This is a genomic window from Citrobacter sp. MGH100, assembly GCF_001034465.1.
In the GTDB taxonomy this organism is placed as follows: Bacteria; Pseudomonadota; Gammaproteobacteria; order Enterobacterales; family Enterobacteriaceae; genus Citrobacter; species Citrobacter youngae.
In genome coordinates this window covers 1546765-1561934 of record NZ_KQ089800.1, presented here as the reverse complement: position 1 = coordinate 1561934, position 15170 = coordinate 1546765, and the positions used below count along the sequence as shown (strand labels likewise).

Below are 15170 nucleotides of genomic sequence, written 5' to 3'. Positions count from 1 at the left end.
AAAGTGAATGTTTTCGTTATTTTTATTAACTTTTTATTATCATTTCCTTGTGTAAGATAACAATCAAACTTAATTCGTCTTTTGAGGCCAAAATATGGATCTCGATCACAGTGCTGTTGGCCTCCGTCAGTTGAGTACTGCTGTATTTGGTATGATCGTCTTGACCTTAGGAATGGGCATCGGGCGCTTTTTATATACGCCTATGCTCCCGCTTATGCTTCATGAAGGACTGTTTACCTTTTCACAATTATCCATAATTGCCAGCGCCAACTACGCAGGTTACCTTGTTGGCAGCCTCCTTTTCTCTTTTGGTATTTTTAGCGCTGTCAATAAGTTAAGAGTGTTGTTACTGGTCTCAGCACTACTTACCGTCGTGCTGATTTTTTTGATGGCAAAAGTGACCCAGCCAGAAATTATTTTGTTAATCAGGTTCCTCGCAGGTGTGGCAAGCGCGGGAATGATGATATTTGGTTCAATGCTGGTCCTTCAGCATACTCATAACCCTTTTGTTATCGCCTCTTTGTTTTCGGGCGTAGGAATGGGCATTTTTATCGGCAATGAATATGTCATTGCTGGCGTATCCTACGCCTTAAATTCACATGTGTTGTGGATTGGCGCAGCCATAATTTCAGCGATACTTTTCGTCATACTGACGATGCTATTGCCGAAAGATAAGTATATGATCTCCTCAGTAACAGCTGCCGCAGGTGCGGAGTCGGATATCCAGTGGTGGAATTTAGCCTTACTGTATGGCCTGGCGGGGTTCGGTTATATCATTGTCGCCACGTATTTGCCGTTAATGGCCAGGGGGGGTGGCAACACTTTTTTAGCCGACCATATCTGGTCTATTGTCGGCCTTGCTGTTATTCCTGGCTGCTATGGCTGGCTCTGGGCTGCTCGCAAATGGAATATATTATCCTGCCTGAGCGTTAACTTAATTGTGCAAGCGAGTTGCGTAGTCATGGCCATATTTATTAACTCGCCACTGCTGTTAACCATTAGTTGTATTGGATTTGGCGGCACATTTATGGGTACAAGCTCTTTGGTCATGCCGCTGGCTAGAAAAATAAGCGCACCCGAGAAGATTAATCTCCTCGGTCTTGTTACGCTGACATATGGGATAGGGCAAATCCTCGGCCCATTAGTTGTCAGTGTCTTTCAGAGTAATAAAAATGGGATGACCTACTCCATATTGCTGGGGGCAGCCTCGTTATTTATCGCAGCAGCGATTAGTTATTGGCAATACAACAAAGTTAAATATTCTGGAAAATAATGATAATAGTTATATTCCAGCTAATAACCTTAATAGTTCTTGCGGCAGAACTCGTTTTCAAAAGCAGTATGACTCTGTTCTGCTGTTTAACGGGTTTGCGCTCTTCTATCTGTGCGCATTTCCCATAATTATCTGGTTTACAGGAGTTTTTATGCCCTATGTAAATATTAAGATCACCAAAGAAGGTGTTACTGATAAACAAAAGAAACAGCTGATGGAAGGTGTTACTCAGCTACTGGTGGATGTGCTTAACAAAAATCCTGACACCACTATTGTGGTTATTGACGAAGTCGATACTGATAACTGGGGAATTGGTGGCGTACCGGTGACCGAATTGCGTGAAAAAGCCAGTAAAGAGTGAATCTGATGGCGGGGGGCGTGGGCTCCTCGCCTCATATCAGTTTGTGATAGAACAATTGACCTGGAGAGGGCGTCGATGAGAGTGTTGGCAGGTATTATCCTCTGTTTTCTCGTCGGGCAGGGATTCACGTTCTGTAATGTTCCACTGGGTATGATGTTTGGTGCCCTCTTTACCGTGATTATACTTAAGCGGGTTGGGATCTCCGTAACCTCAATGCCGGGGAGTATAACGGTCATCCAGCTTTCTCTCGGTATCTCAATCGGGATGATGTTTAGGGATTTTTCATATGGTGAACATCGTCAGTTCAGTCTTTTTTTTGCTCTGTTATTACTCTGCTTATCTTTGCAATTTACCTTGAGCTACTTCTGGTGTGTGCGGCGGTTGGGCTGGAGTAAAGAAGAGGCGCTTTTGGGTGCGGTGCCCGGAGCGATGGCGGCGGTGCTGGCGCTAGCCTCCCATATTAAGACTCCGCCACAAAAGATTGTTATCTCGCATTCTCTGCGTCTCATTACCCTGACGTTTCTGGCTGGCTACTTACAGCCCGACTGGAAGCCATTCTGGCCTGATGTTTTAGTCGCAATGCCATAATAACAAAAAGCCCGCTCAAGTTTCCTTAAGCAGGCTTCTTAAATATGGCTCCTCTGACTGGACTCGAACCAGTGACATACGGATTAACAGTCCGCCGTTCTACCGACTGAACTACAGAGGAATCGTTGTGGAGGCTTATCTTAGCGGCGAAAAAACTTTTGTCAAACCCCAATTCCTACATTGAGGAGCAATTGATGCTTCTCTCGACAGTTTGTTGCATTTACAGACATTTTAAATAGAAAAAACTTTGCAGCTTTTTTGATTCTCCCTCATCATTTGAAATGAGGTTTCAACTTTCTTCATTAAGGTCCACTTTGAACGTCTCCGCAGCCTTACGCCAGGTCGCATCCCGCACGCCCTGGTATGCCAAACGCAAGCGTTATAAAGTTCTCTTTTGGCGCGAAATTACCCCGCTTGCTGTCCCCATTTTTCTGGAAAACACCTGTGTACTCTTGATGGGAGTACTGAGCACCTTCCTGGTGAGCTGGTTGGGTAAAGAAGCTATGGCAGGTGTCGGGCTCGCCGACAGCTTCAACATGGTCATCATGGCATTTTTCGCCGCCATCGACCTTGGCACAACGGTGGTGGTTGCTTTTAGTCTCGGAAAGCGCGATCGCCGACGCGCCAGAGCCGCAGCCAGACAATCACTGGTGATCATGACGATATTTGCTGTTGTACTGGCGGCGGTGATTCACTATTTCGGTGAGCAGATTATTGATGTCGTGGCAGGAGAAGCCACCCCTGATGTAAAAGCGCTGGCGCTAACCTATCTGGAATTAACCGTGCTCAGCTACCCTGCGGCGGCAATTGCGTTAATTGGCAGCGGCGCACTGCGCGGTGCCGGAAATACCAAAATACCGTTATTGATTAACGGTGGTATGAATATCCTGAACATTATCATCAGTAGCATCCTGATCTACGGCATTTTTTCCTGGCAAGGGCTGGGATTCGTTGGCGCAGGTCTGGGGTTGACGATTTCACGTTACATTGGTGCCATCGCCATTGTATGGGTGCTGATGATTGGATTTAACCCCGCGCTGCGCATTCCCCTGAAGAGCTATTTTAAACCGCTGAATCTTGCCATCATCTGGGAAGTTATGGGGATTGGTATTCCTGCCAGTATAGAGTCAGTCCTGTTTAACGGTGGCAAGTTACTTACGCAGATGTTTGTTTCAGGTATGGGTACCAGCGTCATTGCCGGTAACTTCATTGCCTTTTCGATAGCGGCACTGATCAACCTGCCGGGAAACGCTTTAGGTTCCGCGTCTACCATCATTACCGGCAGACGTCTGGGAAATGGACAGATTGCTCAGGCGGAAATCCAGTTGCGGCATGTATTCTGGCTCTCCACAATCGGATTAACCGCCATCGCCTGGCTAACCGCCCCGTTTGCTGGGGTAATGGCTTCGTTTTATACCCACGATCAGGATGTAAAAGAGGTCATTGTCATCCTGATTTGGCTGAACGCGGCATTTATGCCGATATGGGCAGCATCATGGGTTCTTCCTGCTGGATTTAAAGGTGCGCGTGACGCCCGTTTCGCTATGTGGGTCTCCATGTTGGGAATGTGGGGCTGTCGTGTTGTCGCCGGCTACACCCTCGGGATCGTATTAGGCTGGGGTGTCGTTGGCGTCTGGATGGGGATGTTCTTCGACTGGGCAGTACGGGCCGCGTTATTTTACTGGCGTATGGTCACAGGCCGTTGGCTGTGGAAATACCCTCGTCCTGAACGTGAAAAGTGTATAAAACAACCGTCTGCGTCTGAATAAGCGACGAAATGAAGAATATTTCAGCAAACGATCGCAAATATCCATTCAGGCTTTGACAATGCAGACAGGCATCGCTAATATTCGCCCCGTTCACACGATTCCTCTGTAGTTCAGTCGGTAGAACGGCGGACTGTTAATCCGTATGTCACTGGTTCGAGTCCAGTCAGAGGAGCCATATTTAAGAAGCCCGCTTAAGGAAACTTGAGCGGGCTTTTTGCTTTTTAGCTTTTCAGTAAATCCACCCGACATGCAGGTGGATACTTTACAGACTGGGTATTATCAGAACTGGTAGCTGGCAGTGAGGCTGACGTTACGCGGCTCACCATAGACGATAGAGCCTTCGACATTGGTATCGTAGGTTTTATCGAACAGGTTATTGATATTGCCCTGGAGGGCGAAATTCTTCGTTACCTGGTAGCGAGTGAATAAATCCACCAACGCGTAGCTTCCCTGTTCTGCACGGAACGTGCCGTATGGCGTCACGGTATCGCTATACACTCGATTCTGCCAGTTAACTCCGCCCCCCACGGTCAGTGCCGGCAGGGCAGGCAGATTATAACGGGTGAACAGTTTTACCGTAGTACGCGGCAGGTTCGGATTGACGGCATTGCCGTCGTTGTCATCCGCAACGTACCGCGTTGCGCCGAAAGTCATCTGCCAGTTATCCGTGATCGCACCGTTCACTTCGAATTCAACGCCTTTGCTGACCGTTCCATCCATCGCTGTATAGGCCGTGTCGCCATTGCTACCGGCGATTGGTACGCCGGTTGATTGCGCCACGTTATCCTGCTCAATGCGGAATACGGCGAGGGTGGTGGTTAAACGGCTGTTCATCCAGTCTGATTTCAGACCAACCTCGTAGTTGTTGCCGGTAATAGGGGAGAGATATTTACCGGAACTGTCGCGTTTGTTCTGCGGCTGGAAGATAGAGGTATAGCTGGCGTAAGTGGACCAGTTATCATCGATGTCATAAACCAGACCCGCATAGGGCGTGGTGTGGTTTTGTTCCATGCTGTAGGTCAAGGTGTCGATACGCCAGTTGGTATAGCGCGCGCCGACGATCAAATGCAATGGGTCGGCCAGAGAAATGCGTGTCGCGGCGTACAGCGATTTCATGTGCGTGGTATCGTCCTGAGCCAATGACTGCGGGTTCCAGTTGGTTTCCGGGAAGTTACCATTGTAGGTATAGAAGCTGCCGATTTCGTTGGGGAAAACGTTCGCCCACGAGCTCTCATAACGGTTATTTTGCTTGCTGTAACTGCCGCCCAGCATCAGGTTATGCTGACGACCAAACAGGTCGTAGCCACCATCGGCAAAGAGATCGACGGCATCGACTTTACGCTTGCCGCTGTTCCAGCCTGTTCCACCCACGTAATCATAGCCCGGTCCATAGTTGCCATAGGGACCGATCAGTGTGCCGTCAGCTTTATTAACGTAAGCGTCGACGTACATCATCTTGCTGTCGAACTTGACCTCGGAATGTGTGGCATTCAGGGTTGTTTGCCAGGTATCCGCGAAACGCTGTTTGAGTGACACGAAGACTTTGTTGATGTCTTTGTCATTGTAAGTCCAGTCCGGCGCGGTGCTGCGCGAGCGGTCGTAGCTGTTTTTGCTGCCATCGGTATTCCAGCGCGGCAAGCCGCCCCAGGTTGGACTGTTGATATCAATACGCTGGTATTCGTAACCTGCTGACAGGCTGGTGGTGTCGCCCAGATCGGCATCGACAATCCCCGAGAAAAACATTTTTTCATTGTTGTAACGGTCAAGCCAGGAATCGTTATTTTGATAACCCGCCACGATGCGGGCACGCACGTTGCCGTCTGCCGTCAATGGGCTTTGCAAATCCGTCACATAGCGTTGCTTATTCCAACTGCCGTATTCCGCGGAGACATTCCCCGTGAACTCGCGGCTGGTTGCATGTTTACGGATCATGTTAATTGATGCCGAAGGATTCCCCGTGCCGGTCATTAACCCGTTTGCACCACGAACCACCTCTATACGTTCAAACAAGGCCGTGTCAGAAAGGGCATCGCCGAGGTTCCAGCGGGATTCAAAATAGGTCGGGATCCCATCGACCATGTAGTTATCGATCTGGAATCCGCGAGAGAAATAGCTGCTGCGATCAGAGTCCGCCTGGCTTTTACTGATCCCCAGGGTGTTATCCATCACATCACCCAGTGTCTGGAGTTGCTGATCTTCCATACGCTGTTGGCTGACGATGCTGACAGATTGCGGGATATCTCGCTGTGTCATCTGCATTTTTGTGCCTGCGGATGTCGATTTAACGCTGTAATCCTGCTCATCACTGGATGTGGCGGAGGCTGAACCATCAACGATCACGGTCTCTTCTGCGGAGGCGGCGAGGCTGGTACAAGGCAATAACGCAGCCGTAATACAGGCTGCCAGGAGGGATGGGACAATGGCAGAACGATGCTGTTCGTCCCTGTAGTGTGTTGTGAAAGACATCGGAAAGTCCTTGATAATTATTAATATTAAGTTCGAATCACGTGACTGCGTAATGAACCCTTTGGCTGTTAATTATTTTTCTTTCATGAGAATGCAAATGCGAAATATACGCATTCATATTCAATGTGTAAACAAATGCTACGCATAAATGAAATATTGTTTCAGTACTATGTCTGAGCGATAGCGCCGGGAAATGGTTATAAGAACAGCGCTGGCAGGGCTTTTTGCTTAAAAAATCGAGGGTTAAAGTTGAAAGAGCGTGAGTAACTCGCTCATACTCTATACTCGCAGAGTCACCCGGCGTAGCATGGCACAACGCATGGGCTCTTAATGAAAAAGGAAAACGTCGTGGCAGAAGAAACTATATTCAGCAAAATTATTCGTCGTGAAATTCCGTCGGACATCGTATACCAGGATGAACTGGTCACTGCGTTTCGTGATATTTCACCTCAGGCACCAACGCATATTCTGATCATCCCGAACGTTTTAATCCCAACCGTCAACGATGTGACGGCAGAGCATGAGCAGGCGCTGGGACGAATGATCACAGTGGCGGCGAAAATCGCTGAGCAGGAAGGCATTGCCGAAGATGGATACCGTTTGATTATGAATACCAACCGTCACGGCGGTCAGGAGGTGTATCACATTCATATGCATCTGCTGGGTGGACGTGCGCTTGGTCCAATGCTCGCGCATAAAGGTCTTTAAAAATGACCAGAGGATGCATTGCGCTTACGTTGGGTCTGCTGTTGCTGGCTGGCTGCCGTTCACACCCGGAAATTCCGGTCAGTGATGAACAGTCTCTGGTGATGGAATCAACAGTACTGGCGGCGGGTATCACCGCAGAGCCGCCTGAATTAACAACGTCTGATATTCAGGCCTCAGCATCCTCACGACTCTATAACGAAAGACAAGAACCCGTTACCGTTCATTATCGGTTTTACTGGTATGACGCCAGAGGGCTGGAGATGCACCCTCTGGAAGCGCCACGCAGCATGACTATCCCGGCTCGTTCGTCGGTAACGCTGTACGGCAGCGCCAATTATCTGGGGGCGCACAAGGTTAGGCTTTATCTTTATTTGTAAGGGGTGAATCTTGAAGATCAAAATGAATCGCTACGCATTGATTGCCGCGCTGGCGATGTTTCTCTCTGGTTGTGTGGCTCAACGTGAGCCCGCGCCGGTAGAGGAAGTGAAGCCAGTACCGGAACAACCCGTGCAGCCGCAACAGCCAGTTCCGGTTGTACCAACGGTGCCAACCATACCGCAGCAGCCGGGTCCGATTGAACACGAGGACCAAACGGCGCAGCCAACCCCACGTCAGCGTCATTATGACTGGAACGGGGCAATGCAGCCGATGGTCGGCAAAATGCTGCAAGCTGAGGGTGTGAAAGCTGGGGGCGTACTGCTGGTTGATAGCGTAAATAACCGTACCAACGGCTCGTTAAACGCGGGTGAAGCCACCGAGACTTTGCGAAATGCGCTGGCGAATAATGGTAAATTTACCCTGGTTTCTGCGCAGCAGTTGGCAGTAGCCAAGCAGCAGTTAGGTCTGTCGCCGAACGACAGCCTGGGAACACGCAGCAAAGCGATTGGTATTGCCCGTAACGTTGGCGCGCAGTATGTGCTCTATTCCAGCGCTTCCGGTAACGTCAATTCACCTGCGCTGCAAATGCAATTAATGCTGGTACAAACTGGCGAGATAATCTGGTCAGGTAAAGGTGCCGTTCAGCAACAATAACAAACTGACGCGCGATGAAGTTCTGTCGCGCTATTTCCCGCAGTATCATCCCGTCGCAGCCAGCCAGAGCGGCCTAAGCGGCGGGAGCTGCATCATCGAATATCAAGCCCACCGTTTAGTGCTGCGCTGTCATCACGATCCTTACGCGCCAGAATCGCATTTCTTACGCCACTATCATGCGTTAAAGCATTTGCCAGAAAGTCTTGCGCCGCGTCCTCGCTTTTATACGCGCGGATGGATGGTCGTCGACTTTTTTCACGGTAAGGTAGAATCCAGATTACCGGACGCCGACGAACTCGCTGGCTTATTGTATCATCTGCACCAGCAGCCCCGATTCGGCTGGCGAATCAGCCTGCTGCCGCTACTCGAGCAGTACTGGCAGTGTAGCGATCCAGCACGTCGTACGCCATGCTGGTTGCGCGCCCTGAAGCGGCTAAGAAAAAGCGGTGAGCCTCGACCTTTGCGCCTGGGGCCGCTGCATATGGATGTCCACGGCGACAACATCGTACGTACAGACTCAGGGCTGCGGCTGATTGACTGGGAATATGCCGGCGACGGTGATATCGCGCTGGAGCTGGCGGCGGTATGGGTCAGCGATGAGTCCCAGCACCAACGGCTGATTAGCGCCTACGCCCAACGCGCGCATATTGAGCAAGACGCGCTCTGGCGACAGGTCAGGCGATGGCAACCCTGGATAATGATGCTGAAGGCGGGGTGGTTTGAGTATCGCTGGCAACAAACCGGCGACCGACAATTTATCAGGCTGGCCGATGAAACCTGGCGGCAGCTAACAATGAAAGGATAAGGAGAGCAGTGTGGGCCCAGTAATGTTGGATGTCGAAGGGTATGAGCTGGACGCTGAAGAGCGTGAGATTCTGGCACATCCACTGGTAGGCGGGTTGATCCTCTTTACCCGAAATTATCATGACCCGGAACAGTTGCGTGAATTAGTGCGTCAGATCCGCGCGGCATCGCGTAATCATCTGGTGGTGGCGGTAGATCAGGAAGGCGGCAGGGTGCAGCGTTTTCGCGAAGGTTTTACCCGTCTGCCTGCGGCGCAATCTTTTGCTGCACTGCATGGGCTGGAAGAGGGAGGCAAGCTGGCAGAGGACGCCGGATGGCTGATGGCCAGTGAAATGATCGCGATGGATATTGATATTAGCTTCGCGCCCGTTCTGGATGTGGGACATATCAGTGCTGCGATTGGTGAACGTTCTTATCATGCCGAACCCGCGCAAGCGTTGGCGATGGCAACCCGCTTTATTGATGGCATGCATGCGGCCGGAATGAAAACTACCGGTAAACACTTCCCCGGACATGGTGCAGTGACGGCGGATTCGCATAAAGAAACGCCAACCGATCCGCGTCCGGAAGCCGAGATCCGCGCGAAAGATATGTCGGTATTCCAGACGTTAATCACTGAAAACAAACTGGATGCCATTATGCCGGCGCACGTCATTTACAGCGATGTAGACCCGCGACCCGCGAGCGGCTCACCCCACTGGCTGAAAACAGTACTGCGCCAGGAGCTCGGTTTCGATGGCGTGATTTTCTCCGACGATTTGTCGATGGAAGGCGCAGCAATTATGGGGAGCTACGCAGAGCGCGGACAGGCATCGCTGGATGCCGGTTGCGATATGATCCTGGTCTGCAATAATCGTAAGGGTGCGGTCAGTGTTTTAGATAATCTGTCGCCGATCAATGCAGAACGTGTTACACGTTTGTATCATAAAGGTTCATTTTCACGTCAGGAACTGATGGACTCGGCTCGCTGGAAGACAGTAAGCGCCCAGCTCAACCAGCTTCATGAGCGTTGGCAGGAAGAGAAAGCAGGTCATTAACGCAAGTTTGGCGAGGATGCGATGATTATCTATTTACACGGTTTTGACTCTAACAGTCCGGGCAACCACGAGAAAGTATTGCAACTGCAATTTATTGACCCGGATGTCAGGCTGATTAGCTACAGTACGCGGCATCCTAAACATGATATGCAGCATCTGCTGAAAGAAGTGGACAAAATGTTGCAGCTTAATGTGGATGATCGACCGTTGATTTGCGGCGTTGGGCTGGGGGGGTATTGGGCTGAACGGATTGGTTTCTTGTGTGATATTCGTCAGGTGGTGTTTAACCCTAACCTGTTCCCGTATGAGAATATGGACGGGAAAATTGACAGGCCGGAAGAGTATGCTGATATCGCCACAAAATGTGTGACCAACTTCCGCGAGAAAAATCGCGATCGCTGCCTGGTTATTCTGTCACGCCATGATGAAGCCTTGAATAGCCAGCGTTCGTCGGAGGAGCTGCATCATTACTATGAAATTGTATGGGATGAAGAACAAACGCATAAATTCAAAAACATCTCCCCGCATTTGCAGCGAATCAAAGCGTTCAAGACGTTAGGTTAATCTTTACTGAGCGTTTAAAAAGCCAGCCTCCGGGCTGGTTTTTTTATTCTTAAAGTCTGGGTTGTCTATCTTTTCAGCATCAAAACTTGATACACATCAATTTTGGTATGACCAATGCACCGTTCGTGTTATTCTCACTCTCGAGGAACATTTTCATTATCGTAACTTGTTGTTAATTAAAGGCTATATGCATAACTTTTAATTAACAATTGGTTAATAAATTTGAGGGGGTCACGTTGACTACACCATTGAAAAGGATCGTGATTGTCGGCGGCGGTGCTGGCGGACTGGAAATGGCGACGCAGTTGGGTAAAAAACTGGGTCGTAAGAAAAAGGCAAAAATCACGCTGGTAGACAGAAACCACAGCCACCTGTGGAAACCGTTGCTGCACGAAGTGGCAACAGGATCGCTGGATGAAGGTGTTGATGCGCTGAGCTATCTGGCGCATGCCCGAAACCACGGATTCCAGTTCCAGCTGGGTTCGGTGATGGATATCGATCGTGAAGCGAAAACCATCACGATTGCTGAGCTGCGAGACGAGAAAGGCGATCTGCTGGTCCCTGAGCGTAAAGTGCCATATGACACGCTGGTGATGGCACTGGGCAGTACGTCCAACGATTTCAACACGCCGGGCGTCAAAGAGAACTGTATTTTCCTCGATAACCCGCACCAGGCGCGTCGCTTCCACCAGGAAATGCTGAATCTGTTCCTGAAATATTCTGCAAACCTGGGCGCGAACGGCAAAGTGAATATCGCTATCGTCGGCGGTGGTGCAACGGGGGTAGAACTCTCCGCTGAGCTGCACAATGCGGTAAAACAGTTGCACAGCTATGGTTATAAAGGGCTGACCAATGAAGCGCTGAACGTCACACTGGTGGAAGCCGGTGAACGTATTTTGCCAGCGTTGCCGCCGCGTATTTCCAGCGCCGCGCATAACGAGTTAACCAAGCTGGGCGTACGTGTACTGACTCAGACGATGGTCACCAGCGCTGACGAAGGTGGGTTGCATACCAAAGATGGCGAGTACATCAAAGCTGATCTGATGGTGTGGGCAGCAGGTATCAAAGCGCCAGACTTTATGAAAGAGATTGGTGGTCTGGAAACCAACCGTATCAACCAACTGGTGGTTGAACCAACCCTGCAGACGTCGCGTGATCCGGACATCTATGCGATTGGTGACTGTGCTTCCTGCGCACGTCCGGAAGGGGGTTTTGTGCCGCCGCGTGCCCAGGCTGCGCACCAGATGGCATCCTGCGCGATGAACAACATTCTGGCGCAGATGAACGGTAAACCGCTAAAAGCGTATCAGTATAAAGATCACGGTTCTCTGGTTTCTCTCTCCAACTTCTCTACCGTGGGCAGTCTGATGGGCAACCTGACGCGTGGCTCAATGATGGTGGAAGGGCGTATTGCGCGCTTTGTCTACATTTCACTGTACCGTATGCACCAGATTGCGCTGCATGGTTACTTCAAAACCGGCCTGATGATGTTGGTTGGCAGCATTAACCGGGTGATTCGTCCGCGTCTTAAACTGCACTAATACTGGCTTATAATGCCGGATGGAATGCTTCATCCGGCACTTTCTTTCAGAGTTCTCTGAATCATGCTGCTTTACCCCCTTTCTACGCGATTTTCATCCGTAATCTGATTGGCATTATTTACCTTCTGTTGCAAAGTTGTTGCTAATAGCAAAAAAGGAGGAAGTCCCGTGAATAAATCAATGTTGGCGGGTATAGGGATTGGCGTAGCTGCTGCGCTGGGTGTGGCAGCGGTGGCCAGTCTAAACGTTTTTGAGCGTGGCCCACAGTTTGCACAAGTCGTCTCTGCAACACCGATTAAAGAAACGGTAAAAACACCGCGCCAGGAATGTCGTAACGTAACGGTTACTCACCGTAAACCTGTACAGGATGAAAACCGTATTGCCGGTTCCGTGCTGGGTGCGGTTGCCGGGGGCGTAATTGGTCATCAGTTTGGTGGTGGCCGCGGCAAAGACATTGCGACCGTTGCCGGTGCGCTAGGTGGCGGTTATGCAGGTAACCAGATTCAGGGGTCAATGCAGGAAAACGATACGTACACGACCACACAACAACGTTGTAAAACAGTGTATGACAAATCAGAAAAAATGCTGGGCTACGACGTAACGTATAAAATTGGCGATCAGCAGGGCAAAATCCGCATGGATAAAGATCCCGGTACGCAAATTCCGCTGGATAACAACGGCCAGTTGGTTCTGAATAACAAGGCGTAAAATAGCGTTATCATGAATATTAGCCCCCCATCGCTCAGGCTGGGGGGCTTTTTTTATCAGAAGGTTAAGGCATAGTTCAAACCAAAGGTGCGACCCCGACCTTTGTATTCATACAAGGATGGACTGCCATAAGTCGGGCTGTAGAGTAACGGTGCACGCTGTCCCCAGAGGGTGGTGTACTCTTCATTCAGCAGATTCTCAACGCTAAAGGTCAGTTTACCCAGCGGGAGCTGATAGCTGCCGATAAAGTCCATCGTATTGTACCCATCCAGCTTGTTGCCACTGGCGTCGCTCAGGTCAAATGTCTGCTGGCTCTGTACTCGCAGCGACCACGGTTCCGGTGCCCAGCCAACCCATGCGGTTGCTTTAGATGGCGAAGCCAGAGTGACATCCCATTTTTGCCATTTACCGTTTTGCTTCACTTCCGATTTAATGATGTTGAAGTTACTTCCCAGACTCCAGTCTGTATCCGCAATGAAATAATCTACCGCGCCTTCAAGGCCATAAATCCGGCGATCGTCGGGTTGTACGTTAATGGTCATATCGTTGCGGTTAACGACGATCGATTTATCAGACGTGGAATAGTAAGCGGCGAGCTGTGTACGCAGGTTATCGCCGGTGTAGCGCCACCCCAGTTCGTAAGAGTTAACTTTAATGCCTTCCAGACGTGAATCCGCTACGTTAACACTGCGCTGGAGCTGATAATGATCGCCAACCAGCGAGTAGGTACCGTTGCCGTAGTATTTTCCGGGGTCGGGAAGTTCCACACCTTGAGAGAAGTTGAACCAGGTCTGCTGGCGATCGGTCAGGTGTGCGAGGATGCCCGCGTTAAACAGGAAGTTATCATAGTCTGCTTTGCCACCCGGGATACTATCAGCAGAGTTCGCCAGACCCGTTGCGATGCCTTGTTGTTGCGTATAGCCGACAAAATCATCAACGCGGTTTTCAGTCCACTGGTAGCGGATACCGCCGCTGAGCGTAAAGATGTCATTAATGTCGTAGCTGTTTTGCAGGAAAGGCGCGAAGTTGGTGATGCTGTAACCGGGATAGCGCCCGGTGGTGTAGGCCGTTCGGTTATCCATACCGCCAGAGGGGAGGGAATAAGCCAGATCGAAGAATTCTTGATTGGAATCGAATGTTTCGTGATCGGCGTCGATACCCCATGTCAGTTCCCAGTTTTCCATCAGCTGGCTGTTGAGGGTGATTTTGGCACCAAACTGGTCAGTATCCTGCTGTGATGCGGAGAAACTGGTGACCTTACCTTTGCTCAGCGTAGGGAAGGGATAGAATTTAAGTGATTCGTCACGGTAATAGATCTGGCTGACCAGATTCTGGCCGAAGAAATTGGCATCGGAATATTGCAGACTGATCAGATGCCGTTCCGTGCCGGGGATACGGTCGGAATTGAGACCGCTGCTGGTATGAGCGTTGCCGGTTCCCGTCACGGCAGACATGTTCTTGCCGAGATCCAGTCCGTAGTCGTCATCTCCCTGGCTTTTGTAGTACTGCGTAACCAGCTGCAGCTGGCGGTTGTCATCAAGCTCAATCGTCCCGGTACCCATCAGATCCAGGCGATCGGAATGCTGCAGACCGGTTTGGGTATTATCGAGCATTAAGGCGTCGTGGTTGGCATCATACCACCCCCCAAACCGTTGATAAGCGACAGACATACGTCCGGATGCGCGGTCGGTTCCTCCGCTAACTGCGGCGGCAACACGTTCGTCATGATCGTTACTGTTGTTGAACCCGCTTTTGCTGCCCAGCTCGAGTTCGACTTCACGCTCAGGCTGACCTTTTTTGGTGACGATGTTGATCAAACCACCGGTACTTCCGCCGCCATACAGCGATGTTGCCCCGGAGATAACTTCAATGTGTGCAATATTAAACGGATCAATGGAGTCGAGCTGGCGGCTGTCGGTGCGGGAAGAGTTGAGACGAACACCGTCAATAAGCACCACGATGGCACGACCACGCATGTTCATCCCGTAGTTGGTTCGTCCCTGGCTGCTGACGTCGATTCCGGGGATCAACTGAGCAAGAACATCCTTAAACTCTTTCCCCCCCTGAACCTGCTGTTCAATCTCGCTTCCTTCGATAACCCAGGTCGTTTGCGCCATCTCTGCCACGGTGCGTTGGCTCCGGTTGGCGCTGACGATGAGATTATCTTCCTCAGCTGCAATAGCCGGCAGAGTTAAAGATAACAGGAGAGGATTGAGCACCCAGAGACGCTTATGCATTTGTGTTCCTTTTAAAAAAGTCGGTCTGTTTTTGTTAGGGCGGTAGAGAAACCGATGGTTACATTGTGTAACAGGCGTTAAA

The 15170-nt window shown here is 50.4% G+C and carries 14 protein-coding genes and 2 tRNA genes; 13 read left to right on the top strand and 3 right to left on the bottom strand.

Features of this window, described 5'->3' with window-relative positions:
• The first annotated feature begins 94 nt into the window (after nt 1–94).
• The 3 genes from SK32_RS07440 (at nt 95) to SK32_RS07430 (ending at nt 2222) form a co-directional block, all read left to right on the top strand.
• On the top strand, nt 95–1273 hold the full coding sequence (locus tag SK32_RS07440) for an MFS transporter (protein WP_048211968.1): 1179 nt from the start codon (nt 95–97) through the stop codon (nt 1271–1273).
• Between the two features lie 151 nt (nt 1274–1424).
• Nucleotides 1425–1634, top strand: a complete 210-nt coding sequence (locus SK32_RS07435) for a 2-hydroxymuconate tautomerase family protein (RefSeq protein WP_048211967.1) — start codon at nt 1425–1427, stop codon at nt 1632–1634.
• A 75-nt stretch (nt 1635–1709) separates the two neighbouring features.
• A complete protein-coding gene (locus SK32_RS07430) occupies nt 1710–2222 on the top strand; it encodes an AbrB family transcriptional regulator (RefSeq protein ID WP_082193760.1) in 513 nt (170 codons plus the stop codon).
• Between the two features lie 45 nt (nt 2223–2267).
• Here SK32_RS07430 and SK32_RS07425 read toward each other — a convergent pair.
• A tRNA-Asn gene (locus SK32_RS07425) sits at nt 2268–2343 on the bottom strand.
• 160 nt (nt 2344–2503) lie between these two features.
• Here SK32_RS07425 and SK32_RS07420 point away from each other — a divergent pair.
• Entirely contained in the window at nt 2504–3991 is a 1488-nt protein-coding gene (locus SK32_RS07420) for an EmmdR/YeeO family multidrug/toxin efflux MATE transporter (protein ID WP_137378669.1), read from the top strand.
• Nucleotides 3992–4090: 99 nt separating this feature from the next.
• A tRNA-Asn gene (locus tag SK32_RS07415) sits at nt 4091–4166 on the top strand.
• A 104-nt stretch (nt 4167–4270) separates the two neighbouring features.
• On the opposite strand, the gene fhuE is transcribed toward SK32_RS07415, so the two are convergent.
• The gene (gene fhuE / locus SK32_RS07410; RefSeq protein WP_048211965.1) at nt 4271–6457 is read right to left on the bottom strand and encodes a ferric-rhodotorulic acid/ferric-coprogen receptor FhuE; all 2187 of its coding nucleotides are present in this window, start codon (nt 6455–6457) and stop codon (nt 4271–4273) included.
• Nucleotides 6458–6805: 348 nt separating this feature from the next.
• Between fhuE and hinT the strand changes: the two genes are divergently transcribed.
• The 8 genes from hinT to SK32_RS07370 all read left to right on the top strand — a co-directional run bounded on the left by hinT (nt 6806) and on the right by SK32_RS07370 (nt 12851).
• Nucleotides 6806–7165 carry a purine nucleoside phosphoramidase gene (gene hinT, locus SK32_RS07405; protein WP_005121105.1) on the top strand — a complete coding sequence of 120 codons (360 nt, stop codon included), beginning with the start codon at nt 6806–6808 and terminating at the stop codon, nt 7163–7165.
• Nucleotides 7166–7167: 2 nt separating this feature from the next.
• A complete protein-coding gene (locus tag SK32_RS07400) occupies nt 7168–7542 on the top strand; it encodes a YcfL family putative periplasmic lipoprotein (protein ID WP_048211964.1) in 375 nt (124 codons plus the stop codon).
• A gap of 22 nt (nt 7543–7564) precedes the next feature.
• A complete protein-coding gene (lpoB, locus tag SK32_RS07395) occupies nt 7565–8197 on the top strand; it encodes a penicillin-binding protein activator LpoB (RefSeq protein WP_048212601.1) in 633 nt (210 codons plus the stop codon).
• Complete coding sequence (gene thiK, locus SK32_RS07390; protein ID WP_048211963.1) at nt 8178–9002, top strand: thiamine kinase; 825 nt, start codon at nt 8178–8180, stop codon at nt 9000–9002. Before lpoB ends, thiK begins: the two co-directional genes overlap by 20 nt.
• A 10-nt stretch (nt 9003–9012) precedes the next feature.
• Nucleotides 9013–10038 carry a beta-N-acetylhexosaminidase gene (gene nagZ, locus SK32_RS07385; RefSeq protein WP_005121101.1) on the top strand — a complete coding sequence of 342 codons (1026 nt, stop codon included), beginning with the start codon at nt 9013–9015 and terminating at the stop codon, nt 10036–10038.
• 21 nt (nt 10039–10059) lie between these two features.
• Nucleotides 10060–10602 carry an alpha/beta hydrolase YcfP gene (ycfP, locus tag SK32_RS07380; RefSeq protein WP_048211962.1) on the top strand — a complete coding sequence of 181 codons (543 nt, stop codon included), beginning with the start codon at nt 10060–10062 and terminating at the stop codon, nt 10600–10602.
• A 236-nt stretch (nt 10603–10838) separates the two neighbouring features.
• Complete coding sequence (gene ndh / locus SK32_RS07375) at nt 10839–12143, top strand: NADH-quinone dehydrogenase (protein WP_048211961.1); 1305 nt, start codon at nt 10839–10841, stop codon at nt 12141–12143.
• Nucleotides 12144–12311: 168 nt separating this feature from the next.
• Complete coding sequence (locus SK32_RS07370) at nt 12312–12851, top strand: glycine zipper 2TM domain-containing protein (RefSeq protein WP_048211960.1); 540 nt, start codon at nt 12312–12314, stop codon at nt 12849–12851.
• Nucleotides 12852–12907: 56 nt separating this feature from the next.
• Here SK32_RS07370 and SK32_RS07365 read toward each other — a convergent pair whose 3' ends face one another.
• Nucleotides 12908–15088, bottom strand: coding sequence for a TonB-dependent siderophore receptor (locus SK32_RS07365; protein ID WP_048211959.1), 2181 nt, complete (start codon nt 15086–15088; stop codon nt 12908–12910).
• Nucleotides 15089–15170: the final 82 nt, after the last annotated feature.

Excerpts from the sequence above, each read along its gene's own strand:
- SK32_RS07430 (WP_082193760.1), top strand. The coding sequence starts at position 1,710 with ATGAGAGTGTTGGCAGGTATTATCCTCTGTTTTCTCGTCGGGCAGGGA.
- SK32_RS07440 (WP_048211968.1), top strand. The coding sequence starts at position 95 with ATGGATCTCGATCACAGTGCTGTTGGCCTCCGTCAGTTGAGTACTGCT.
- lpoB (WP_048212601.1), top strand. The coding sequence starts at position 7,565 with ATGAATCGCTACGCATTGATTGCCGCGCTGGCGATGTTTCTCTCTGGT.
- SK32_RS07435 (WP_048211967.1), top strand. The coding sequence starts at position 1,425 with ATGCCCTATGTAAATATTAAGATCACCAAAGAAGGTGTTACTGATAAA.
- SK32_RS07365 (WP_048211959.1), bottom strand. The coding sequence starts at position 15,088 with ATGCATAAGCGTCTCTGGGTGCTCAATCCTCTCCTGTTATCTTTAACT.
- fhuE (WP_048211965.1), bottom strand. The coding sequence starts at position 6,457 with ATGTCTTTCACAACACACTACAGGGACGAACAGCATCGTTCTGCCATT.
- ycfP (WP_048211962.1), top strand. The coding sequence starts at position 10,060 with ATGATTATCTATTTACACGGTTTTGACTCTAACAGTCCGGGCAACCAC.
- SK32_RS07420 (WP_137378669.1), top strand. The coding sequence starts at position 2,504 with ATGAGGTTTCAACTTTCTTCATTAAGGTCCACTTTGAACGTCTCCGCA.
- SK32_RS07400 (WP_048211964.1), top strand. The coding sequence starts at position 7,168 with ATGACCAGAGGATGCATTGCGCTTACGTTGGGTCTGCTGTTGCTGGCT.